22 protein-coding genes are annotated in these 22,742 nt (G+C 73.2%); 13 read left to right on the top strand and 9 right to left on the bottom strand.

What is annotated here, in order from left to right:
• Positions 1-74: 74 nt before the first annotated feature.
• The 4 genes from ACWERV_RS01325 to ACWERV_RS01340 form a co-directional block, all read right to left on the bottom strand.
• Complete coding sequence (locus ACWERV_RS01325) at positions 75-1,745, bottom strand: glycoside hydrolase family 43 protein (RefSeq protein ID WP_452927230.1); 1,671 nt, start codon at positions 1,743-1,745, stop codon at positions 75-77.
• 163 nt (positions 1,746-1,908) lie between these two features.
• Positions 1,909-2,823: a carbohydrate ABC transporter permease gene (locus tag ACWERV_RS01330; protein ID WP_452927233.1), complete on the bottom strand. Its 915-nt coding sequence runs from the start codon at positions 2,821-2,823 to the stop codon at positions 1,909-1,911.
• A complete protein-coding gene (locus ACWERV_RS01335; protein WP_452927235.1) occupies positions 2,820-3,755 on the bottom strand; it encodes a carbohydrate ABC transporter permease in 936 nt (311 codons plus the stop codon). The genes ACWERV_RS01330 and ACWERV_RS01335 overlap by 4 nt, the downstream gene beginning before the upstream one ends.
• The gene (locus ACWERV_RS01340) at positions 3,752-5,065 is read right to left on the bottom strand and encodes an extracellular solute-binding protein (RefSeq protein WP_452927238.1); all 1,314 of its coding nucleotides are present in this window, start codon (positions 5,063-5,065) and stop codon (positions 3,752-3,754) included. Before ACWERV_RS01340 ends, ACWERV_RS01335 begins: the two co-directional genes overlap by 4 nt.
• A gap of 232 nt (positions 5,066-5,297) precedes the next feature.
• Between ACWERV_RS01340 and ACWERV_RS01345 the strand changes: the two genes are divergently transcribed.
• From ACWERV_RS01345 to ACWERV_RS01390, 10 genes are all read left to right on the top strand, one after another.
• Entirely contained in the window at positions 5,298-6,365 is a 1,068-nt protein-coding gene (locus ACWERV_RS01345) for a LacI family DNA-binding transcriptional regulator (RefSeq protein ID WP_452927589.1), read from the top strand.
• 234 nt (positions 6,366-6,599) lie between these two features.
• Positions 6,600-8,246, top strand: a complete 1,647-nt coding sequence (locus tag ACWERV_RS01350; protein WP_452927240.1) for an endo-1,3-beta-xylanase — start codon at positions 6,600-6,602, stop codon at positions 8,244-8,246.
• A gap of 374 nt (positions 8,247-8,620) precedes the next feature.
• On the top strand, positions 8,621-9,142 hold the full coding sequence (locus tag ACWERV_RS01355; protein ID WP_398187690.1) for an ATP-binding protein: 522 nt from the start codon (positions 8,621-8,623) through the stop codon (positions 9,140-9,142).
• A gap of 18 nt (positions 9,143-9,160) precedes the next feature.
• Positions 9,161-10,384, top strand: a complete 1,224-nt coding sequence (locus ACWERV_RS01360) for an ROK family transcriptional regulator (protein ID WP_452927243.1) — start codon at positions 9,161-9,163, stop codon at positions 10,382-10,384.
• 236 nt (positions 10,385-10,620) lie between these two features.
• Positions 10,621-11,952, top strand: coding sequence for an ATP-binding protein (locus ACWERV_RS01365; protein ID WP_398187696.1), 1,332 nt, complete (start codon positions 10,621-10,623; stop codon positions 11,950-11,952).
• Entirely contained in the window at positions 11,949-12,374 is a 426-nt protein-coding gene (locus ACWERV_RS01370; protein ID WP_398187699.1) for a roadblock/LC7 domain-containing protein, read from the top strand. Before ACWERV_RS01365 ends, ACWERV_RS01370 begins: the two co-directional genes overlap by 4 nt.
• Positions 12,371-12,784, top strand: coding sequence for a DUF742 domain-containing protein (locus ACWERV_RS01375; protein WP_452927246.1), 414 nt, complete (start codon positions 12,371-12,373; stop codon positions 12,782-12,784). The genes ACWERV_RS01370 and ACWERV_RS01375 overlap by 4 nt, the downstream gene beginning before the upstream one ends.
• On the top strand, positions 12,762-13,481 hold the full coding sequence (locus ACWERV_RS01380; protein ID WP_452927248.1) for a GTP-binding protein: 720 nt from the start codon (positions 12,762-12,764) through the stop codon (positions 13,479-13,481). Before ACWERV_RS01375 ends, ACWERV_RS01380 begins: the two co-directional genes overlap by 23 nt.
• Positions 13,478-14,743, top strand: coding sequence for a cytochrome P450 (locus ACWERV_RS01385; protein ID WP_452927251.1), 1,266 nt, complete (start codon positions 13,478-13,480; stop codon positions 14,741-14,743). Before ACWERV_RS01380 ends, ACWERV_RS01385 begins: the two co-directional genes overlap by 4 nt.
• A gap of 34 nt (positions 14,744-14,777) precedes the next feature.
• The gene (locus ACWERV_RS01390; protein WP_398187710.1) at positions 14,778-15,089 is read left to right on the top strand and encodes a 4a-hydroxytetrahydrobiopterin dehydratase; all 312 of its coding nucleotides are present in this window, start codon (positions 14,778-14,780) and stop codon (positions 15,087-15,089) included.
• Between the two features lie 31 nt (positions 15,090-15,120).
• Here the strand turns inward: ACWERV_RS01390 and ACWERV_RS01395 are convergent, their stop codons facing one another.
• Positions 15,121-16,125: a Gfo/Idh/MocA family protein gene (locus ACWERV_RS01395; protein WP_398187713.1), complete on the bottom strand. Its 1,005-nt coding sequence runs from the start codon at positions 16,123-16,125 to the stop codon at positions 15,121-15,123.
• Between the two features lie 101 nt (positions 16,126-16,226).
• On the opposite strand from ACWERV_RS01395, the gene ACWERV_RS01400 reads away from it, so the two are divergent.
• The 3 genes from ACWERV_RS01400 to ACWERV_RS01410 are packed head-to-tail and all read left to right on the top strand — an operon-like array spanning position 16,227 to position 18,895.
• Positions 16,227-17,531 carry a multidrug effflux MFS transporter gene (locus ACWERV_RS01400; RefSeq protein WP_452927253.1) on the top strand — a complete coding sequence of 435 codons (1,305 nt, stop codon included), beginning with the start codon at positions 16,227-16,229 and terminating at the stop codon, positions 17,529-17,531.
• A 25-nt stretch (positions 17,532-17,556) separates the two neighbouring features.
• The gene (locus ACWERV_RS01405; RefSeq protein WP_031523883.1) at positions 17,557-17,751 is read left to right on the top strand and encodes a hypothetical protein; all 195 of its coding nucleotides are present in this window, start codon (positions 17,557-17,559) and stop codon (positions 17,749-17,751) included.
• A complete protein-coding gene (locus ACWERV_RS01410) occupies positions 17,717-18,895 on the top strand; it encodes a serine hydrolase domain-containing protein (protein WP_452927255.1) in 1,179 nt (392 codons plus the stop codon). The genes ACWERV_RS01405 and ACWERV_RS01410 overlap by 35 nt, the downstream gene beginning before the upstream one ends.
• On the opposite strand, the gene ACWERV_RS01415 is transcribed toward ACWERV_RS01410, so the two are convergent.
• The 4 genes from ACWERV_RS01415 to ACWERV_RS01430 all read right to left on the bottom strand — a co-directional run bounded on the left by ACWERV_RS01415 (position 18,862) and on the right by ACWERV_RS01430 (position 22,261).
• Positions 18,862-19,242 carry a MerR family transcriptional regulator gene (locus tag ACWERV_RS01415; protein ID WP_452927258.1) on the bottom strand — a complete coding sequence of 127 codons (381 nt, stop codon included), beginning with the start codon at positions 19,240-19,242 and terminating at the stop codon, positions 18,862-18,864. The genes ACWERV_RS01410 and ACWERV_RS01415 overlap by 34 nt on opposite strands.
• Before the next feature lie 27 nt (positions 19,243-19,269).
• Positions 19,270-20,199 carry an aldo/keto reductase gene (locus ACWERV_RS01420; RefSeq protein ID WP_452927260.1) on the bottom strand — a complete coding sequence of 310 codons (930 nt, stop codon included), beginning with the start codon at positions 20,197-20,199 and terminating at the stop codon, positions 19,270-19,272.
• Between the two features lie 83 nt (positions 20,200-20,282).
• Positions 20,283-21,497 (bottom strand): YVTN family beta-propeller repeat protein, encoded by a 1,215-nt coding sequence (locus ACWERV_RS01425; protein ID WP_452927262.1) that lies wholly within the window; start codon positions 21,495-21,497, stop codon positions 20,283-20,285.
• Entirely contained in the window at positions 21,494-22,261 is a 768-nt protein-coding gene (locus tag ACWERV_RS01430; protein WP_452927265.1) for a polysaccharide deacetylase family protein, read from the bottom strand. The genes ACWERV_RS01425 and ACWERV_RS01430 overlap by 4 nt, the downstream gene beginning before the upstream one ends.
• Between the last annotated feature and the right edge of the window lie 481 nt (positions 22,262-22,742).

The raw sequence follows: 22,742 nt of genomic DNA on the forward strand, positions 1-22,742 counted from the left end.
CGGCGGGCACGGGAAGAACGGAAAGACCGGTGGCCCGGCGGGATCTCCCGCCGGGCCACCGGCCGTCGGCACACTCAGTGCTCGCGGTACTCGGCCCAGTCGAAGTCGGCGTAGCCGCCGTCCGCGCCGATGTCCTGCACCCACAGGCCCAGGAAGGCGCCGGTGAAGGCGGGGCTGGCCGCGCGCCCGTCGGTGTCGTGCTTCTCGCCCGCGTACTCGTCGGACAGGATCGTCGCGTCGAGGGGTTCGCCCAGCGGCGTCCACTCCCCGCCGGGCAGGCGGTACGCGAAGCGCACCTCGGGCAGTTCCATTGTGACGCGCAGCTCCACCGGCCCGCTGCCCAGCGGCAGTTGGGGGCCGACGACGCGTTCGCCATCGTCACAGCTCAGCACCGCCAGCACGGTGACGCCCGCGTCGTCGCAACCGACGTACGCGTAGTGCCAGTTGCGGCTGTCGTAGTAGGCGGTGAGGCCCGCGAGCTGCCGTACGTCGGCGGGGGAGGAGGCCTCGACCGAGGCGGTCAGGGAGCAGTGCGTGCTGCCCGCCCGGCGGGCGACCAGGCTCGGGGAGCGCAGGCCGCGCGGCGACTGCCCGCCGTGCAGCCGCAGGTGGGACGGCCGGGTGGCGAGGTCCGCCCATTCCGCCGTGGCCGGGCGGCGCAGGGTCGCCCAGTGCGGGCCGAGGCGGTCGCCGTCGAAGTCGTCGCGCGCGGGCTCCGGGGGCCACGGATGCGGGGCCAGCGCGGGCGCGGGCACCTGCTCGGCGGGGACACCGCCGGGCACGCGCGGCCAGCCGTCCGGGCTCCACTCCACGCGCTGGATCGCGCTCTCCCGGCCGAGCACGCAGCGCCCGAGCGGGGTCGCGGGGCGGCCGGTGAGGTGCGCGAGGTACCACTCGCCGCCGGGGGTCTCGACGAGGCTGCCGTGCCCGGCCTTCTGGAGCACCAGGTCGGGGCGGCCGCGCGAGGTGAGCACCGGCCCGGCCGGGTCGGGCTCGTAGGGGCCGAGCAGGTCGCGGGAGCGGGCGACGGTCACCTGGTGGTCGTAGGAGGTGCCGCCCTCGGCGGTCATCAGGTAGTACCAGCCGCCGACGCGGTAGAGGTGCGGGCCCTCGGTGACACCGGCCTCGGTGCCGTCGAAGAGCATGTGCACCTCGCCGGTGAGCCGCCCGGCGGCGCAGTCCCACTCCTGGGCCTGGATCCCGGCGAAGGGGGTGCGGTTCGGGCGCCAGTCGCCGGTCAGCGCCAGCATCCAGCAGCGGCCGCTGCCGCCGTCCTCGACGGCGTCGTCGTGGAAGAGGGAGGGGTCGAAGCCGCGCGCGTGCACCGGCACCGGGTCGGACCACGGGCCCTCGGCGGAGGGCGCGGTGACGACGTAGTTCTGCGCGTCCCACCAGCCCCCGTGGTGGTTGTCGACGCGGGTGAAGACCAGGTGGAACAGGCCGTGCGCGTACGACAGGCAGGGCGCCCACACACCGCCGGAGTCGGGCACGCCGGACAGGTCGAGCAGCCGCCGCTCGTCGAGGACGCCGGGCAGCGGCCGCCAGTGCACGAGGTCGCGGGAGTGGTGGATGCGCACGCCCGGGTACCACTCGAAGGTGGACGTGGCGAGGTAGTAGTCGTCGCCGACCCGCAGGATCGAGGGGTCGGGGTGGAAACCGGTCAGGACGGGGTTGGCGATGACGGCGGCGCCGTCGCCCGGTCCGGCCGCCGGACGGACCGGCGAGGTGGTGGCTCCGGTGGACATGGATGCCTTTCGGAAGTGCGAAGGGTGCGGGGCCCGTTGACCGGGGCCCACCGGGCTCACGGGGTTCACGGCGCCCGACGGCCGGGCTTTCGGCGGCCGGGCCCGCCGCGGGCGGGAAGCCCGCGGCAGGCCGGACGCGTACCGAAGTCCGCGGCGGGGGCGGCTACTTGCCGAAGCCCGCGGTGAGCCCGCTGAGCAGGTGGCGGCGGCCGAAGAGGTACGCGGCGAGCAGCGGCAGCAGCGAGAGCAGCACCGCGGCCATGGTCGCGGGGACGTTCACCCCGCCCTGCTGGCCCTGGTAGTTCCACAGACCGAGGGTCACGGTGCGGCGGGCGTCGCTCTGGGTGAGGACCAGCGGGAAGATGAAGCCGTTCCACGCGCCCAGCGACGTGTAGATGCCGATCGTGACCAGTCCGGGCCGGGTGAGCGGCAGCACCAGCGAACGCAGCGTCTGCATCGCCGCGGCGCCGTCCACCGTCATCGCCTCGTACAGCTCGCCGGGGATGTCCCGCATCGTGGAGGTGAGCACCAGGATCGCCATGGGCAGCGAGAACGCCGCCGTCGGCAGGATGATCGCCAGCAGGGTGTCGTAGACGTGCAGCCGGGTGATGATGAGGTAGACCGGGACGATCGTGGCCTGCGCCGGGATCGCCAGGCCCATCAGCATGACGGAGAAGCCCACCGACACGAAGCGGCTGCGGCTGCGGACGATCGCGTACGCGGCGGGCAGCGCGAGCACCAGCACGAGGGCGACGGTCGCGATCGTGACCAGGATGCTGTTCCACAGGTAGGTCGCGAAGCCCGAGTCCAGCACCGTGCGGTAGTTGGAGAAGACGACGTGGTGCGGCAGCGTCAGCGGCCCGGCGTCCAGGTAGTCGCTGCGGTCGCGCAGGCTGGAGGCCACCACGTAGTACAGCGGCACCGCGACGATGACGAGCCACACCGCGGCGGCCAGCCCGCCCGCCCAGTCCGGGCGGCGGAAGGGCCGCCGGGGGCGGCGCTTCTTCGACGGCCGGGGCGCGGTCGCGGCGGTCGCGCCGGGACCCTGCTCGCGGGTGAGGATGTCGGTGGTGCTCACAGGCCCTCCCGCTCGCTGGCCATACGCCGGAAGCCGGTGACGCGGACGACCAGCAGGGACAAGGTGGTGCCGGCGACGAGCAGCAGCACGGCGAGAACGCTCGCGTAGCCCATGTCGAAGCTGCTGAAGCCGGTCAGGTACATGTGCAGCGGCAGGATCCGGGTGGACGTGCCGGGGCCGCCGTTGGTGAGGATCAGCACGATGTCGAAGTACGTCAGCGAGCCGACCAGGATCAGCACCGAGGACGTGACGACGGTGTTGCGCAGCTGCGGCAGTGTGATGGAGAAGAACTGCCGCCACCGCCCCGCGCCGTCGATCGTCGCGGCCTCGTACAGCTGGGCCGGGACCTGGCGGGCGGCGGCCTGGTAGAGCAGCGTGTGGAAGGGCACGAACTGCCAGGTGATGACGGCCATCACCGTCCACAGCGCCTTGTTCGGGTCACCGATGAAGTTGCCGTCGTCGACACCGATCCACGGCCCGACGGTGTGCGCCAGGCCGAAGTTGGGGTCGAGCAGCGCGCTGAAGAGCAGGGCCACGGCCGCGCTGGACATCAGCAGCGGCACGAAGAACAGGGTGCTCAGCACCGCGCGGGAACGCTGCGGCCCCGCGCACCACACGCCCAGCGGCAGGCAGATGAGCGTCTGCACCGCCCAGGTGACGACCGTGAGCGCGAGCGACAGCCGCAGCGACTGGCCGAGCTGCGGGTCGTGCAGCAGCCGCCGCCAGTTCGCCCCGCCCGCCCAGTGCGGGCTGCCGAGGCCGCTCCAGCTGGTGAAGCTCAGCGCCACCACGAGCGCCATCGGCACGACGGCGAAGAGCGCGAAGTAGAGCAGGGCGGGGACGGCCCAGAGGGCACCGGGCCGTCCGTCGCTCCGCCGGGAGAACGCGCGCGGCGCCCTGCCGGCTGCCGCGCGCGGGGCCGCGACGCTCACTTCGCGTCCATCGCGGAGACGAACTGCTCGGGCGTGGACTGCTTGTTGAAGACCTTCTGCAGGTTCGTCAGCATCTTCTGCGCGGTGGCCGGGTCGAGCGCCTGGTCCCAGGACTGCGTGAAGGACGGGGCGTTGGCGACGAGCCCGTAGATGAAGCTGGTGTAGTCCGCGTTGGGGCTGCTCTTGATCTGCGCGTCGATGCCCGCGACCGCCGGGACCTGGCCGATGGACAGCAGGTCGGAGACGTAGGAGGGCTCGGTGACGGTCTTCTTGATGAAGTCCACCGCCCCCGTCCTGTCCTTGGAGGTGGCCGAGACGGAGAAGAAGTTCGACGGGTTGCCGACGATGCTCTTCGGGTCGCCCTTGCCGTTCGGGACGGTCGGGAAGGACGTCCAGCCGAGCTTGCCGTCCTTGACAAACTTCGGGGCGGTGGCGAGCTGGCCCGCGTACTCCCACGAGCCCATCAGCTCCATGCCCGCCCGGCCACGCGACAGCAGCGCGTCGGCGCCGCCCGCGTCCTGGTTGACCGAGCCGTAGTTGGTGCCGAAGGCGCCGCGCGCGACGAGGTCCTTGATCATGCCGAGCGCGGTCGCGACGGCCGGGTCGTCCCACGCGCCGGGCTTGCCCGCCTGGATCGAGGCGAAGACCTCGGGGCCGCCGACCCGGTCGAGCAGGTACTCCATCCACATCAGCTCGGTCCAGGCCTGCGAGCCGGCCAGCGCGATGGGGGTGATCTTCTTCGCCTTCATCTTGTCGATGTCGGTGAGCAGGTCCTGCCAGGTCGCGGGCGGCGCGGTGATGCCGGCCTTCGCGAAGACGTCCTTGTTGTAGAAGAGCGCGACGGGCTGCACGCCCTCCATCGGGACGCCGTAGACCTTGCCGTCGATGGTGCCGCCCGCGAGGACGCTGGGCAGGAACTTCGCCTTGAAGGTCGCGTCGAGGTCGGCGCTCAGGTCGGCAACGCTGCCCGCCTTGACGTACGTGGAGAGGTTGCCGCCGCCCCAGTTGAGGAAGACGTCGGGGGCGTTGGGGGAGCCGAGGGCGGTCTGCAGCTTCTGCTTGTAGGGGTCGTTGACGAAGGTCTGCATCGACGCCCGGGTGTCCTTGGACGCCTTGTTGTACGCGTCGACGGACTTCTTCTGCACGGGGTTGAACGCGGTGTCCTGGAGGGTCCACACCGTGACCTTGCCGCCGCCCCCGCTGCCGGACGACCCCGGACCGCTGCTGCCGCACGCCGTGGCCGTCGTGGCCAGTGCCGTCACCGCGCACAGGGCGATGAGGGTCCTGCGGGTCAGAGCACTCTTCATCATCGAACACGCTCCTCGGGCTGAAACATTGCAGCCCTACTTGCCGAAAGTTACGATAGTTTCCGCTTCGCAGGAAGGTAGAGTTTCCGGCGGTCGGCGTCAACGCGGGACCGGGTCACAGTGCGGTCACATCAGCCGGGCACCGGCTCGTACCGCCGTGTGAGCGGGGATCCAGCAGGAAAGGCACGGGCGGTCCCATAGGCTGCCCGCGACGACTAGCAGTGAGGTGACCGAGGTGGCACAGGACGGCACGCGGGCGTCAGGACCAACCGCGTCAGGGCAGGCCGCCCGCGCCCCGCGCGTGACGATCGCGGACATCGCCGAGGAGGCCGGGGTCTCCGTGGCCACGGTGTCCAAGGTCCTCAACGGCCACGCCCATGTCGCCGACACGACCCGGCAGAAGGTCGAGGAACTGCTGTCCGGGCACAACTACCTGCGCCGGCGCAGCCGTCCGTCCCGCACGGTCGGCCTCATCGACCTGGTCATCAACGAACTGGACAGCCCCTGGTCGGTCGAGGTCGTGCGCGGCATCGAGGAGACCACCGCCCAGCACGACAGCGGCCTGGTCGTCACCGCCGTGCACGGGCGCTCCGCCGACACCAGGCGCTGGCTGGACAACCTCATCAAACGCGGCAGCGACGGCGTCATCCTCGCGGTCACCGCGCTCGCGCCCGCCCAGTGGCGCAAGGTCGAGGAGCTGGGGATCCCGCTGGTCGTCGTCGACCCGATCGGGCACCCCGACCCCACGATCCCCTCGGTCGGCGCCACCAACTGGCACGGCGGGCTCGCCGCCACCCAGCACCTGCTCGCACTCGGCCACCGCCGGATCGGCATCATCACCGGGCCCGAGGACATCCTCAGCGCCCGCGCCCGGCTGGACGGCTACCGCGCCGCCCTCGAAGGCGCCGGGCTCGGCGTCGAACCGGCGCTGGAGGTGCGCGGCGACTTCCACCACGAGACCGGCTTCTCCGGCGCCCGGCAACTGCTGGCGCTGGCCGAGCCGCCCACCGCGATCTTCGCCAGCAGCGACCTCCAGGCGCTGGGCGCGTACGACGCGGTGCGCCGCGCCGGGCTCCAGGTCCCGCAGGACATCAGCATCGTCGGCTTCGACGACCTGCCGGTCGCCGGCTGGGCCTCGCCGCCGCTGACGACCGTCCGCCAGCCGCTCAGCGACATGGCCGCGATGGCCGCCCGCATCGTGCTCCAGGGGGTGGACAACGTGCTGCCCGGCGACATGCGCCGCGCCGAGCTGGCCACCGCGCTCGTCGAGCGGGAGAGCACCGCCCCGCCGCGCACCGGCTGACCCGTACGGCCCCCTCCCCCCGCCCCGCCCGGCACGCTGCGCCGGGCGGGCCCTCGTGCTGCCCGCACGCGGGACGGCGTCGCGCCGGGCGTGCGGAGTGATCCCGTCCGATCCATTGACGCGGCGGCCGCGGACTCCTACGGTTCCGCATCGGAAGGGCCGGAAACACTGAGATAGTTTCTGCTCTTCCGGCGGGTAGTTTCGGGCATCACCCCCCACCAAGGAGAGTCCGCAGTGAGACGTCGTACCGCCCTCGCATCGGCCGCCGCCGCGATGGCCGCCACCCTCGCCCTGCTCGCCGCGGGCCTGACCGCGGGCAGTTCCACCGCCGCCGCGGCCGGGCTGACGGCACGCAACCTGCCCGCCGACGGCAAGATCCTGCCCGTCATGGGCCAGGACTCCGACACCCTGTCGGACTACCGCACGCAGGTGCTCGACAACACCGCGCTGAACGCCCCCGCGCCCGGCGGCGTCACGCTCTACACCAACCTCGTCGAGGGCGGCAGCCCCGCGCCGCTGTCCGGGATGTTCTCGCCCGCCAACTGGGGCAGCGGCACCGTGGACTTCGCCAAGACGATGTCCCAGTACCCCGGCGCCGCCCTCGCCGTCGGCCTCTACCTCTCCGACGCCACCGCGGGCTGCGGCAACCAGCCGCTGCGCGCCATCATCGGCCGTACCGACGCGGACATCACCCCGCAGCTCACCCAGCAGTACCGCAGCGACATCGACCGCATGATCACCCAGTTCAAGACCTGGAACCGGGCGGTCTTCCTGCGTATCGGCTACGAGTTCGACGGCCCGTGGAACTGCTACAACACCGACTTCTACAAGCAGGCCTTCCAGTACATCAAGGGCCGCATCGACGCCCTCGGCGCCACCAAGGTCGCCACCGTCTGGCAGTCCGCCGCCTGGCCGCTCAACTCCTCGCCGGACCACCCGGAGTACGGCTACACCGTCACCGACCCCAACCACCTGAACCCGTGGTACCCCGGTGACGCGTACGTGGACTACGTCGGCCTGTCCGACTTCTACAACGCCGGTTCGCTGGCCACCCAGTGGGGATGCAGCAGCTACGACGTCAACCCGGTCACGCTGCAGAACCGCGTCCTGGACTTCGCCCGCTCGCACGCCAAGCCGGTCATGATCGCCGAGGCCTCCCCGCAGGGCTACACCACCTCGGGTCCGACCAAGAGCTGCATCATGAAGAAGAGCCCGCAGTCGACGAGCGCGGCCTCGGTGCTGAGCGAGTGGTACGCCGGGTACTGGAACTGGATCGAGCAGAACAGCGACGTCATCCGGGTCGCCGCCTACATCAACACCGACTGGGACAGCCAGACGCAGTGGCAGTGCGCGGACGGCGCCTCCGCGGGCGGTACCGGCTGCGCCAACGGCTACTGGGGCGACGCCCGCATCCAGGCCAACGCCACCGTCCGGGACGCGTTCCTGAACGAGCTGCGCAAGTGCGTCTTCGTCGGCGGCGCCACCGGCACCTGCTCCGGGACCACCACCGGCGGAACCACCGGCGGCAGCACGGGAGGCGGCACCACCCCGCCGACCACGCCCCCGACGACCCCGCCCACCACGCCTCCCACCACCCCGCCGGCCTCCGGCGACTACACGCAGGGCGTGGCGACCGGCAGCGGCGGCCAGGACACCATCTGGTTCCGGCCGAACGGCACCACCGAGACCTTCGTCGCCGTCCACTACACCCTGGACGGCGGGAGCCAGCTCAATTACATGGCCACGTACAACAGCTCCGCGGGCCGCTGGGAAGTGCCCGTGACGGTGCCCGCCGGGCACACCCTGAGCTACTTCTTCGACTACCAGCCCGTCACGCAGACCTATCAGGTGACCACTCCCCGCTATTCGTTCAGCGGCTGACCGCGGATTTCCTCCGCCCCCTAGACCACCCCCCTGACCTGCTGCGATGTCGGAGTCGACGGCCATGACACCGCATGTCCGGAAATTCCGGCAGTCAGGGGGGTGCCTTTTTCGCAAATCGTCGTATTGTGGTGATCGACAACAAATAGGCCGCAGGCGGGCGCGGAGTGCGCGCCTTCCGTCCGGAACACCGGAGCAAGTCCGGCGAGCCGGAGATCCGCGGCCCGTGCCGCACCCCCGCCCGTCAGCACGTCCGCGCGCATGCGTGCCCGTCCCCTGCCCGGCGGCGCAGTCCGGCTCCGACGCGAGGCGCGTCATCCCCGGTCCCACCGGCCCCACGGCAGGCGGGCCTCCCCCGACGCCCAGGTAACGACATGCGCATCCTCAGCCCCGAATCAGCTCTCCCGGTCTTCCACCCGCCGCGGCAGCCGCAGCGGGCCGACCGGGGCCTGCCGCGCACCCCGTGGTTCGCGGGCCCGCAGGACAGCGGGCCGCACCGCGTCGCCGGGTGCCTGCCGCTGCCGCACCGCCCGGAAGCCGGACGGCAGGCGCGGCACAGCGCGGAGGTCCTGCTGGAACGCTGGCAGGTGCCCGCCGAGACCGCGGACGACGTGGTGCTGGTCGTCTCCGAGCTGGTCACCAACGCCCTCAACCACGCACTGCCCGCGGTGTGCCTGCACCTGTCACGGCTGCCGTGCGGCATCCTGCGCGTCGAGGTCGCCGACGGCGGCCCCTGCGGGGTGCCGCTGGAACGCGACCCGGACGCGGGCGGGCGCGGGCTCGCCCTGGTCGAGGCGCTCGCGCAGGCGCACGGCCGGCTCGCCGGCCCGGCCGGAACCCTCGCCTGGGCCGAGTTCGCCGGCTCCGCGCTGCCGGGACCCCGCTCCACGGAGTGACCGCACGAGGAGGCCGCCATGTCCGCAGGGCAGAATCCGGGGGCGGGACAGGGGGCGCCGCACACCGAGGCGCGGCAGCACCACCTCGGCCAGGTGCTGCGCCACGTCCACCTCTCGGGGGGCGTGACGCGCTCCGAGCTGACCCGTGTCACGGGCGTCAACCGCAGCACCACCGGGGTGCTCGTCGCCGCCCTCACGGAGGCCGGGCTGGTGCGCGAGGAGACCCCGCAGACCCACCCCTCCGCCGGACGGCCCTCGCCGCTCGTGCTGCCCGTGCCCGAGCGCGCCCAGGCCATCGCGCTGGAGGTCGGCGTGGAGCGCATCCGGGTCGAGCGGGTGGGCCTGGGCGGCAGGGTGCTGGAGCGCCGCACGCTGATGCCCGAGGCGGACGAGCCGGTCACCTTCGACGGCACGGTCGCCCGGCTCACCGGCCTCGTCGAGTCGCTCGGCACCCCCGCGGCCGCGGGCGGCACCGTCGCGGGCATCGGCATCGCCGTGCCCGGCCTGGTGCGCCGCGCGGACGGCCTGGTGCGCTTCGCGCCCAACCTCGCCTGGACCGACGAGCCGCTCGCCGCGGTGCTCACCGAGCGGCTGGCGCCGCCGTGGGACCGGCTGCCGGTCGCCGTCGGCAACGACGCCGACCTCGGCGCGCTCGGCGAGCACGCCCGCGGCGCCGCGCGCGGCTACCGCGACTTCGTCTACCTCTCGGCGAACGTCGGCGTCGGCGGCGGGCTGTTCTGCGGCGGGCGGCCGGTGCCCGGCCAGGGCGGCTACGCGGGCGAGATCGGCCACATGATCGTCAACCCGGACGGCAACCGCTGCCGCTGCGGGGCGCGCGGCTGCTGGGAGACCGAGATCGGCACCGACGTCATCATCGCCGCCGCCGGGCTGCCCGTACCGCCCGACCACGCGCTGACCGGCGTCGTCGAGGCAGCGGAGGCGGGCGACGAGCCCGCCGCGCGCGCCCTGGACGAGGCGGCCCGCTGGCTGGCGATCGGACTCGGCAACCTCGCGGTCGTGCTCAGCCCGCAACTGGTCATCTTCGGCGGCGGGTTGCAGGACATCCACGAGGCCACCGCCGAACGCATCGCGCACTACGGCGCCCTCACCGGCCTCGCCCACGCCCGTGCCCCCTACGCGCTGCGCCGCTCGGCGCTCGGCTACCGCGCCCCGCTCGTCGGCGCCGCCGAACTCGCCTTCGCCCCGCTGCTCGACGACCCGCTCGGACACACCCGGAGCTGACGTACCGTCAGGCCCACGGTCACCACCGACATCGCAGGTGAACGCCCCGATCCGCACCGGATCCGCACGCCGACCAACGGTGCGTCACCAAGCGTCGGCCGTCCGTTCTGTCCGTACACGCTGTCAGACTTTCGGAAGTGCGCGAATCTGGAACGAATTTTGCCCCCAGAACCTTGTGGCGCGATCTCGCCACGGCATAATCACGCTCCAAGACTGTTGCGGGGTGGGATCGCGTCGTGCTCGTTGCTTTCGTCATCGTTCTGCTGCTGGCCATCGTCGGCGGCATCTGGTCCGGCCTCAGACATGTGCGGGACGCACAGCTCGTCCGCATGGCACGCACCACCGTGCAGACGGCCGAGGTGCGCGCCAAGAACGCCGAGGAGCAGCTCCGGATCGCCATCGAGGAGCTGCGCTTCCTGGCCGCCGACCGCATCCCGGCCGCCGTCCTCGCGCTCACCCACGAACACGCCCCCGTGCCCGGCCTGCTGCACCCGCAGGAGGCCAACGCCCAGCTGGCGAAGGCGATGCGGGACGTGCTCTCGGCGACCGAGAACGCCGCCGCCGGGGAACGCGACCGGGTCGACGCCGCCGCCCGCTCGGCGATGCGCGGCGCCACCGCGAAGGTGCAGTCGCTGCTCTACCAGACGCAGAGCGTGCTGCACGACCTCCAGCACGAGCTGGACGACCCGCGGCTGCTGGAGCTGGACTTCCGCAACGAGCTGGCGCTGCGCCGCATCCAGGCCACCGCGGTGCTGTGCGAGGCCTGGCCGGGCCTGGCCCGCAGCGACTCGCCGCTCGCCGAGGTCGTGATGGGCGCGCAGTCCCGGGTGGCCGGCTACGCCCGCATCAAGATGGCCAACCACCTGCGCGAGCAGCGCCTCGCGGTCGTCGCGCGGGCCGCCGAGCCGCTCGCCATCGCGGTGGCCGAGCTGCTCGCGAACGCCACCTCGTACTCCCACCCGGACACCGCCGTGCCCGTCACGATCCAGCAGAGCGGCGGGCGCGGGGCGCTCGTGGTGGTCGACGACGGCGGCATCGGGATGGACGACGAGACGCTCGCGCACGCCCGGCGGCTGCTCGACGGACCCGAGACGCTGCTGCTGACCGAGCTGGGCAACCCGCCGCAGGCCGGCTTCGCGGTGATCGGGCGGCTGGTGCGGCAGTACGGCTTCTCCGTGCACATCGAGTCCTCGCCGTACGGCGGCATCCGCGCGATGCTGCGGGTGCCCGCCGAGCTGCTGACCGTACTGGACGACGAGCACACGCTGTCGGTGCTGGTGCCCGCGCCCGCCGAGACGGCGGCGCCGCCGCGGCAGCCGGAGACACCGCAGGAGGACACCCAGGTGACCGAGGCGACGCCGCTGCCCTCGCGCCGCCGCCGCAGCCCCAAGGCCGCCGCCGCCCGCCCGGTCGCGCCGGTCCCGCCGTCCGAACCGGCGGCCGCGGCACGCACACCCGAGCAGGCAGGCGCGCTGTGGGGCGCACTGCAGGACGGCACCCGCAGCGGCAGGACCGCCGCGGCCGGGACCGCCGTCACCGGTGACGAGCAAGGAGACCACACGTCATGACCACCCGCCGACCCCTGGCACAGGACCTGGCCTGGGTACTGGACCCGCTGCTCGAACTGCCGGGTGTCCAGCACGCGCTGATCGCCACCGGCGACGGCCTGCTGGAAGGGTCCTCACCCAGCCTGGACCGGGCCGCCGCGGAGCGGGTGGCCGCGATGACCGCCACCCTGCACGCCTCGGCGCGCGCCTTCACCACCGCCTTCACCGACCAGGAGTCGCCGCAACTGGCCCAGACCGTGGTGGAGTCCGACCTCGGCTTCGCCGTCGTGGTGCCCGCCGGGCAGAACACCTCGCTGGCCGTCTTCGCCGCGCCCGACACCCAACTGGGCAACATCGCCTACCAGATGCAGGTGCAGGTGGCCGCCCTCGCTCGGGCGATGGCCGCACCCGCCCGCGAGCCGGACGCAGCCGGCCGGCCATGACACCCGGCCGGCTCGGCACCTCAGGAGCGGCGGCCGCGCCCGACGGCGGGCCGCCCGGCGGACGGGGGCGCCGCCTGATACCCGCGTACCTGGCCACCGGAGGCCGGGAACGCCCGCGCGGCACGGCCGGCTTCGACCGGCTGACGCTGCTGGTCGCCACCGACCAGCAGCCGCCGGAACCGGACTTCGGCCCGGAGCACCGCAGACTGTGGACGCTGCTGCGGCCGGGCGCGCTGACGGTGGTGGAGTGCGCGGCCCATCTGGGGCTGCCCGTCAGCGCCACGATCTTCCTGGCCGCCGACCTGGTCGGCGGCGGCCATCTGCTCGCCCGGTCCCCGGTCCCCAAGGCCGAGGAGATCGACCGAACGCTCATCGAGAGGCTGCTCGTTGGACTCCGTGCCCTCCCCTGACACGGCGACCCCGCCGGTCGCCGAACCGCGGCCGGCCCAGGGGCCGGGCCAGGTCCGCTATCTGCCCGCGACCGGGCAGACCCTGATGAAGCTGATCGTCACCGGCCCCTTCGGCGTCGGCAAGACCACCTTGATCCGCACCCTGTCGGAGATCCCCACCCTGCACACCGAGGAGGTCATGACCCGCTCCAGCGTGGGCCACGACGACCTCCACGGGCTGCCGGAGAAGACCACGACCACGGTGGCCGTCGACTTCGGACGGCTGACCGTACCCGGCGACATGGTGCTCTACCTCTTCGGCACCCCCGGGCAGGAACGCTTCTTCCCGCTGTGGCAGGACATCGCCCGCGGCGCGCTCGGCGCCCTGGTGATGGCCGACACCCGGCGGCTGGCCGACTCCTTCCCGGTGATGGACATGGTCGAGGAGCAGGGCCTGCCCTACGCCGTGGCCGTCAACCGCTTCCCCGGCGCGCCCGCGCACACCGACGAGACGCTGCGCAGCCACCTCGACCTGGCCCCCGGCACCCCGCTCGTGCAGTGCGACGCCCGCAACCGCCGCGACAGCATCGGCACCCTCGTCGCGCTCGCCGAGCACGTGCTGAGCGGCCTGCCCGACGACGCCGACGACGCCGACGACGTCGGGGACACCGGCGCCCGCGGGCACGCCCGCGCGAACGAGAACGAGGACGTGTCATGACCGCCCGCCCCCTGCCCGCGCTCTACGGCGAGGACTTCGCCGCCGACCCCGAGCGCCACTACGCCGCCCTGCGGGCGACCGGCCCGCTGGCCCGCGTCGAGATCGCCCCGGGCGTCGAGGCGATGCTGGCCACCGACTACGAGACCGCGCTCGACGTGCTGCGCGACACCCACACCTTCGGCAAGGACCCGCGGCCCTGGCCCGACACCGTCCCCGCCGACTCCCCGGTGCGCTCGGTGCTCGCCTACCGGCCCGCCGTGACCTTCGCCGACGGCGACACCCACGCCCGCTACCGCAAGGTCATCGGCGACAGCCTCGCCCTGATCGGCCCGCACCTGCTCCAGCGGCAGGTCTCCGACGCCGCCGCCGAACTCATCGGCCGCTTCGCCGGGGCGGGCCGGGCCGACCTCGTCGCCGACTACGCCCAGCAGATCCCGCTGCGGGTCTTCAGCCAGTGGTTCGGGCTGCGGCTCGCGGAGGGCGAGCGGCTCGCCCGCACCCACAGCACCATGTTCGACCTGGGCGAGGACGCGCACGCCGCGCACGAGGACCTCACCGGCGCCATCCGCGACCTGGTCGCCGACCGCCGCGCCCACCCGCGCCGCGACCTGACCTCGTACCTCCTCCAGCACCCCGCCGGGCTGGACGACGCCGAGACCGTACGGCAGATAGCCGTCGCCTTCGGCAGCGGGCACGAGCTGACGGCCAACCTGATCGCCAACACCCTCCAGCACATGATCGCCGACCCGCGCTACGACCGCTCCGTCTACGCGGGCGCCATGACCGCGCACGAGGCGATCAACGAGGTGCTGTGGCGCAACCCGCCGCAGGCCACCTCCACCGGCTACTACGTGCGCTACGACACCACCTTCCACGGCATCGGCCTGCGCGCCGGGCAGCTCGTCCTGGTCTCCTACGCCGCCGCCAACACCTCCTCGCGGCCCGGCGGCGCCACGACCGACGCGTGGGGCGCGAGCGAGAGCGCCCACCTCGCCTGGGGCGCGGGCCCGCACAGCTGCCCGGCCCGGCAGCCCGCGCTGCTCATCGCGATCACCGCGATCGAGGAGCTGACCAGCAGGCTGTGCGACATGGAGCAGACCGTGCCGCCCGAGCAGCTGCGGTGGCGCCCCGGCCCGTTCTTCCGCGCGCTCGCCGCCCTGCCGGTGGCCTTCACCCAGTGGGCGCCCAAGGCCCCGGCCCCGCCGGACGAGTCCGGCGCCCGGACGTCGGCGGGACGGCGCGGGGCCGCGGTGGGACGATGAGGGCAGGAGCCAGAGCGCTGGAGGGAGACCCGGCATGCCCTACGCGGATCCGCTGGATGCCCAGGAGATCGACGCCCGGCTGGGGCGGCTGCCCGGCTGGGAGCTGAGCGAGGACGGCCGGACGCTGCGCCGCACGTACCGGCTCGACCACCTGCCCGCCGCGATCTTCGCGCTGCACATCGCCGGGATCCAGGCCGAGCTGGACCACCACTCGGACCTCACGCTCGGCTACGACACGCTGCGCGTCGAGATCACCACGCACGCGGCGGGCGGCCGGCTCACGGCCAAGGACTTCGACCTCGCCGACCGCATCGCCGCCGTCGCGGACGGGCACGGAGCCGCCTGACCGGCCCCGCGCCCGCCGCGCAGCCCCCGCGTCAGTCGACGCCCGGGTAGCGCACGCCCGTACGCTCGCGCACGGTGTCCATCGTGCGCATCACCGCGAGGGAGCCCTCCAGCGGCACGAGCGGCGACTCGGTCAGGCCCGCGCGCAGGCAGCGGCCCACCTCGATGGCCTCGTAGCGCATGGTGCCGCGCTCCAGGCCGTCGTCGGTGACGTCGGCGAAGGTCACCGTGTGCGGGGTCTCGCGCTGCCGGTGCACGACGTAGCGCTCGGGGTTGAAGAAGCCCTCGGGGATCTCGATCCGCCCGCCGGTACCGCTGATCGTCGCGGGCGCGCCGGTGTCGGCGGCGAAGGTGCAGGTCAGCGTGGCGACGGCGCCGCTGTTCCAGCCGAGCAGCATGCCCGTGGTGTCGTCCACGCGCTCGGGCGTCAGATGCGCCCACGCGTCGATGCTGTCCGGCTCGCCGAGCAGCAGGTGGGCGAAGGAGACCGGGTAGACGCCGAGGTCGAGCAGCGCGCCGCCGCCCTGCTGCGGGTCGCGCATCCGGTGGGTGGGCGGGAAGTCGCCGTGGAAGCCGAAGTCCGCGTGGATCGCCCGGACCTCACCGATCACGCCGTCCGCGAGGGCCGCGGCGAGGTGGCGTACCAGCGGGTTGCAGTACGTCCACATGGCCTCCATCAGGAACAGCCCGCGCTCCCCGGCGATCTCCACCAGTTCGCTCGCCTCGCGGGTGTTGAGGGTCAGCGCCTTCTCGCACAGCACCGCCCGGCCCGCCTCCAGGCACAGCCCGGCGGCCTCGCGGTGCGCCGAGTGCGGGGTCGCGACGTAGACGACGTCCACGCCGTCGTCGGCGGCCAGTTCCGCCCAGCTGCCGTACGCGCGCGGTATGCCGTACCGCTCGGCGAACTTCTCCGCGCTGTCCAGACTGCGCGAGCCCACCGCGACGACCTCGGCGCCCGGCACGGTGGCCAGTGCCTCGGTGAACGTCGCGGCGATGCCGCCGGTCGCCAGCACGCCCCAGCGGATAGTGCGGTCCACGTCACTCCTCCATGCCCCAGAAAACCTGGTCTCGCGGTCCCCGATCACTGAAAGAATAGGCAACGTTTCAACCACTTGATCCGTCCCCCTTCCTCCCTCTCATGGAGAGTGCCCCCGTGCACGACGCCGGGCCGAGACTTGCCGCGCAAGTCCCCACCCCCGTCCCTGTCCCCGCTCTCACCCCGCACACCCGGCGCCAGGCACACGTCGGCCTGCTCGTCACCCTGGTCCTCGGCGGCCTCACCGCGCTGCCGCCGCTGTCCATGGACATGTACCTGCCCGCGCTGCCCCAGGTCACCGACGCCCTGCACAGCACCGCCTCCACCGTGCAGTTCACCCTCACCGCGTGCCTGGCGGGCATGGCCGTCGGTCAGCTGCTCGTCGGCCCGCTCAGCGACCGCTTCGGCCGCCGCCGCCCGCTGCTGATCGGCATGGTCGTCTACGTCGTCGCCACCGCCGTGTGCGCCCTGGCGCCCAGCGCGCCGCTGCTCGTCGGCTTCCGGCTGGTGCAGGGCCTCGCGGGCGCCGCGGGCATCGTCATCTCCCGGGCGATCGTCCGCGACCTCTACGACGGCGTGGAGATGGCCCGCTTCTTCTCCACCCTGATGCTGATCTCCGGCGTCGCCCCCATCGTCGCCCCCGTCATCGGCGGCCAGATCCTGCGGCTGACCGACTGGCGCGGCGTCTTCGTCGTCTGCACCGTCATCGGCGTCGCCCTCACCGCCGTCGTCTGGCGCTTTCTCGGCGAGACGCTGCCGCCCGAGCAGCGCCACTCCGGCGAGCTGCGCGGCACCTTCGGGGCCTTCCGCGGCCTGCTCGCCCACCGCGCCTTCAGCGGCTACGTCCTCGCGGGCAGCTTCGCCTTCGCGGCGCTCTTCACGTACGTCTCCGCGTCGTCCTTCGTCGTGCAGGACATCTACGGCGCCTCGCCGCAGACCTTCAGCCTGCTCTTCGGCGTGAACTCGGTCGGCCTGGTCGCCGTCGGCCAGCTCAACGGCAAGGTGCTCGTCGGCCGGGTCGACCTCGACCGGGTGCTCGCGGTCGGGCTGCTGCTCATCACCGCGGCGGGCACGATGCTGCTGCTCTTCACCTGCGGTGTCTTCGGCCGGGCCTCGCTCTTCGAGATCGCCGCCGCGCTGTTCGTGATGATGGCCTCGATGGGCCTGGTGATGCCCACCACGAACACCCAGGCGCTGCTGCTGACCAAGCGGAACGCCGGCGCGGCCTCGGCGCTCATCGGCACCTCGTCCTTCCTGGTCGGCGCGATCGTCTCGCCGCTCGCCTCCGTCGCCGGCGACGGCACCGCGGTGCCCATGGCGATCACCATCGTGACCTGCACACTCGTCGCGTGCGCGGCTTTTGCCGGGCTCTGCGTCCCCGGCCGACGTACCGTGGAGGGACGATAGGCGTCGAGCCCGTACGGAGGAAGCGATGTCTGATCCGGACGAACGCACCTGGGCGTTCAAGACAGCCGACAGCTCGCTGAGGACGGGGTCCGAGACCCCCGTCGATCCCGAGGACCTGGTCATGGCCTCGGGCCGGGAATGCACCCCGGAGCGCATCGAGAAGGCCCGCAGAGAGCTGGAGGAACATGGCGCCGCCGCTGTCGAGAGGTACCTGCCCTGAGGCGGGCCTCGACGCTGCCGAGATCGCCCGGATCGTCCCGGGCCTGAAGTCCGTCCTGGAACTGCCGGTCCCCTCGCCCCGTACCGGGCCGCCCGACACGGCGGCGTACGCGGCGGGGCCGGCCGACGGCCACCCCTGGTGCGCCGGGGCTGTCGTGCTCGCCGGACGCGGGGACGTCGTCGCGCTGCACGAGGCCGTCGGCTGGGCCGTGCGCTACCGCGGGTACGACGAGCACACCGGCCGCGGGACCGAGCTGCCCGCGGCCGAGCGCGTCCCCATGACGCCCGGCACCGTCTTCGACCTCGCCTCGCTCACCAAGCTCTTCACCGCGACCGCCGCCGTCCAGCAGATCGAGGCGGGCGTCCTCGACCCCGAGCGCCCGCTCACCGCGTACGTCCCCGGCCTGGTCGCCGACCCGCGCACGACGCTGCGGCACCTGCTCACCCACACCTCCGGCCTGCGCCCCGAGCTGCCCCTGTACGAGCTGCCGGACGCGCCCGCCCGCGCCGCCCGGCTTGCCGCCGAGCGGCCGCTGACGCCGCCGGGCGAGCAGCGCACGTACTCCGACCTGAACCTGCTGCTCACCCAGGCGCTGCTGGAGCACGTCACCGGACGCCCGCTGGACCGCCTCGTCGCCGACGGCATCACCACCCCGCTCGGCATGACGTCCACCCGCTTCGCCCCGCCCGCCGACTGGCGCCCGCGCATCGCCGCGACGGAGGACCAGCGCCGCCCGTGGGGCAAGCTCGACCGCGGCATGGTGCACGGCACCGTCCACGACGAGAACGCCTACGCCATGGACGGCGTCGCGGGCCACGCCGGGCTCTTCTCCACCGCCTGGGACCTCGCCCTCTTCGCCCACGCCCTGCTCACCGGCGCGCTCCCGCTGCACCCCGACCTGGGCTTCGAGACGGCCCGCCCGTGGTTCATGGGCCCCCTCGCCGAGCACGGCGCGATCGGCCACACCGGCTTCACGGGCACCAGCATCGTGCTGGACCCGAGCTCCGGCGCCTTCCTCGTCCTGCTGGCCAACACCGTCCATCCGGTGCGGCACACCCAGGGCAGCGGGCCGCGCGCCGCGGCGGCGGAGTGCCTGGCGCGGGCGCTGGATCAGGGCGTGCCGGTGGAGGCGGCCCGCCCGTAGTACGTGATCTTGTCGTCGAGGACGCCGATGGCCCGGCGCAGCGCCGCCACGCGCTGCTCCAGGTCGGCGCGCCGCCCGCGCAGGAAGGCGACACGGTCCTCGGGCGTGTGCTCGGCCCGCAGGATCGCGACGAACGCCCGCACGTCCGCGATGCCGAGCCCGGCCTCGCGGAAGCACGTGACCAGGCCGATCCAGAAGACGTCGTCCTCGGTGTACTGCCGCCGCCCGCCCGCGGTCCGCCCGATCGGCCCGATGAGGCCCTCGCGCTCGTAGTAGCGCAGGGTGTCCAGGGAGACCCCGGTCCGGTCGACGGCGTCCGCCGGGGTGAGGGTCGTCGTACCGGTCATGTGGTCCTCCTGTCGTCCCGCCCGCGGTCACCGTGCGGCGGCGAAGCGCTCCATGTGCGCGTCGGCGAGCCGTACCGGGACCGCGGCGAGCGCTTCCTGGACCTGCTCCACCCGGCTCACGCCCACGATCGGGTCGATGCCCTGCCGCATCAGCCACGCCAGCACGACCTGGTTCGCGGTCGCCCCCAGCTCCCCGGCGACGTCCGCCAGCACCGCGAGCACCCGCGCCGTACCGGGGTGATCATACGTATCCGGCAGCGCCCTGTCGGCCCGCACGTACGCCCCCCACAGCAGCGAGCTGTACGACCAGACGGCCAGCTCCTCCGCGCGGGCGAGGTCCAGGTCGTCGGGGACGAGCATGCGGTGCCCGGCCTCGGGGACGGGCGTGAGCGGACGCGGCAGCACCAGCGAATGCCGCAGTTGCAGCGCCGTCCACGGCTCGACGCCCTGCGCGCGGGCCAGCGCCCGCGCCCGCTCGACCCGCCAGGACGCGTGGTTCGCCGCCCCGACCCTGCCGACCGTGCCCCGCGCGACCAGCTCCCCGAAGGCCCCCACCGTCTCGGCGAGCGGCACGGTGCGGTCCTCGGCGTGCGCCCACAGCAGATCGACCCGGCCGGTCCCGAGCCGCTCCAGGCTCTCCGCGAAGCCGGTACGGATCGCGTCGGCGGACAGCCCCTCCGCGCTGTCCGGCCACACATGCGGGACGAGCGGATTATGCCGGACCTTCGTGGCGATCCGCACCCGCTCCCGTACGCCCGGCCGGGCCCGCAGCCACGCCCCGATGACGCGCTCGCTCGCCCCGCCCACGCCGCTGGGATCGGACCAGAAGGTGTAGCAGTTGGCGGTGTCGAGCCAGACCCCGCCGCCGTCGACGAAGGCGTCGAGGAGGCGGAAGGCGTCGTCGGGGGCGACGCGGGTGCCGAAGTCCATGGTGCCGAGAACGATGTTCGCTGTCATGGCAGCCATGCTCGGACCTGGAGCGCGCACCAGGTCAAGCGCGGATTCCCGGGGGCCGGGTGCGGCGGAGGTTCAGCGGCGGTTCAGCGGAAGATGCCCGTGTGGCCCAGGCTGTAGCGGCCCGGCTGGGGGTAGACCGCGAGCCCGTGCGGGCCGGAGCCGACCGGGATCTTGGCGAGGGTGCGGCCCGTCGTCGTGTCGAGGGCGTAGACCTCGGCGTTGTAGCGGCCCGTCAGCCACAGCACCTTGCCGTCCGCGGAGACGCCGCCCATGTCGGGGGACCCGCCGCCGTCGATGTGCCACTTCGCTGTCAGCTTGCCGGTGGCGAAGTCCAGGAGCGAGACGGAGCCCTCGCCGCGGTTGGAGATGTACAGGAAGCGCGAGTCCCGCGAGACGTACAGGCCGTGCGCGCCCGCCCCGGTCGGCAGCAGCTTCGGGGTGGAGAAGGTGTCGCCGTTCATCGTCCACACGCCGTTCGCGACCATGTCCGCGATGTACCACGTACGGCCGTCCGGCGAGATCTTCACGTCCTGCGGCATCGACCCCGGGTACGGGATCTTCTGCTGCGCCACCACCTTCATCGCCGCCGTGTCCACCTTCAGCAGCTCGCCGGAGAACTCGCACGAGACGATGAAGTAGCGGCCGTCCGGGGAGAAGTCGGCATGGTTCACGCCGTAGCAGCTCACCGGCACGGTCTTGGCCACCGCCATCGTGTGCGCGTCCCGGAAGACGAGCTGCCGGTCGAGCGAGGCCATCACGATCGCGTACTTCCCGTCCGGCGTGAAATACAGGTTGTACGGGTCGTGCACGGCCACGGGCGTGCCGACCTTGCCCGTCGCCGGGTCGATCGGCGTCAGGCTGTTGCCCACGTCGTTGTTGACCCACAGCGTCTTCAGATCCCACGACGGCACGACGTGCTGCGGCTGCTGCCCGACCGGGATCGTCCGGACGACCTTGTACGTCTTCGGGTCGATGACCGACACCGTGTTCGACTCGCTGTTCGGGACGTACACCAGGTTCGGCATGGCGCGGACGACCGGGGAGAGGTTGTTCGGCCGGTCGGCCGCGTAGACGTCGCTCTTGTCGATGAGCGGCGGCATCCCGGGCAGAGCCGGATGGGCCTTCGCCTCCCGCTGCTGCGCCTTCACGGCGGCAGCCGCTGCCGCCGCCTGCGACGCGACCGCCGCCTCCGCCGGGGAGGGTGCGAGGGAGCGGTCACCGCGGTCGCCGCACCCCGCGGCGAGCAGCGCGGTGAGGGCGAGCAGGGCGGTGGCGGTGAGTTCTTTGCGGCGCTTCACGTCAGGAGCTCCGAGGTCGTGACCGCACGCAGACCGCGGCGGCGCAGGTCGTCGAGGATGCCGGGCAGTGCGGCGACCGTGCCCGCGTGCCCGAAGTGCAGCGACACCACCGAGCCCGGCCCGGCCTGCTCGGCGACGGCCGCGCGGACCGCCGCGGGGCCGGGGTCGGTGTAGTCGAGGGTGTCCACGTCGTACGCCAGCAGATGCGGATAGCCCGCCCGCCGGGCCAGCGCGACGACCCGCGGGGTCGTCAGCCGGGCCTGCGACGGCCGGAACCAGCGGCCCTGGCTGCCCGTCAGCCGCCGCAGCCGCGCCGCGCACTGCGTGATCTCGGCGGAGGCCGCCGCCTCGTCCATCGCGCCGATGTCGCCGTGCGTCTGCGTGTGGTTGCCCAGCTCGTGCCGGCCGCTCAGCACGCGGGCGGCGAGCTGCGGATACGCGTCGAGCCACGTCCCGACGGCCAGCACGGTGACCCGCGCGCCGCCCTTCTCCGCAGCGGCGAGCACGGCCTCCGCCTCCGCGGGGGTGCCCTGGCCGTGGAACGTGAGGGCGAGCTGCGGGCGCGTGCGGGGGCCGTGCTCGATCTGGGCGGGGAGGGGTGGGGCGGGGTGCGGGGAGGTGCTGGTCGCTGCGCGGGCTGAGGGCGCGGTGGGCGCGGTGGGGTGCGCCGCGGCGGCGTGCGGCTGCTGGGTGGTGGCTGAGCAGCCGGTGAGCAGGGCGCCGGTGGCGCCGAGCTGGAGGAGGGTGCGGCGAGTGGTCGGCATCAGCGCCGAGCTTAAGTGGTATGAGGTGATTTGTCTGGGTGGGTGGGGTGGGCTGTTCGGGCGATGCGGTGCGCTGCGCGGCTTTGCGGTGGGTGGGGGGTTGCTCGCGCCGTTCCTCGCGCCCCTTTGCGCGGCGCCGCCGTTGGTGGGTCGGGGGCCGCCACGGGGCACCTCCTCGGAATGCGCCTTCACCCCCCTACCTGGTCGGTGAGCCCCTCCCAGCGCATTCCTGCGGGGGCACCCCGCACCGTCCCCCTCCGGCCGGACTGGCGGCTGCCTGCCGGTGGGGATGAGCGTTTTCAGGAACGCGGTGGGCACGGGCGCGTGCGTGGGTTCCCGTTTTTTGAGGGGCGCGGTGGGCACGGGTGCCTCGGGGGGCGAGCGTTTTAGGGGTGCGGTGGGCATGGGTGCGTCGGGGGGCGAGCGTTTTTAGGGGCGCCGGTGGGCACGGGTGCGTGTGAGGGTTCCCGTTTTTAGGGGC

The sequence above is a fragment of the Streptomyces sp. NPDC004031 genome, from assembly GCF_053604375.1.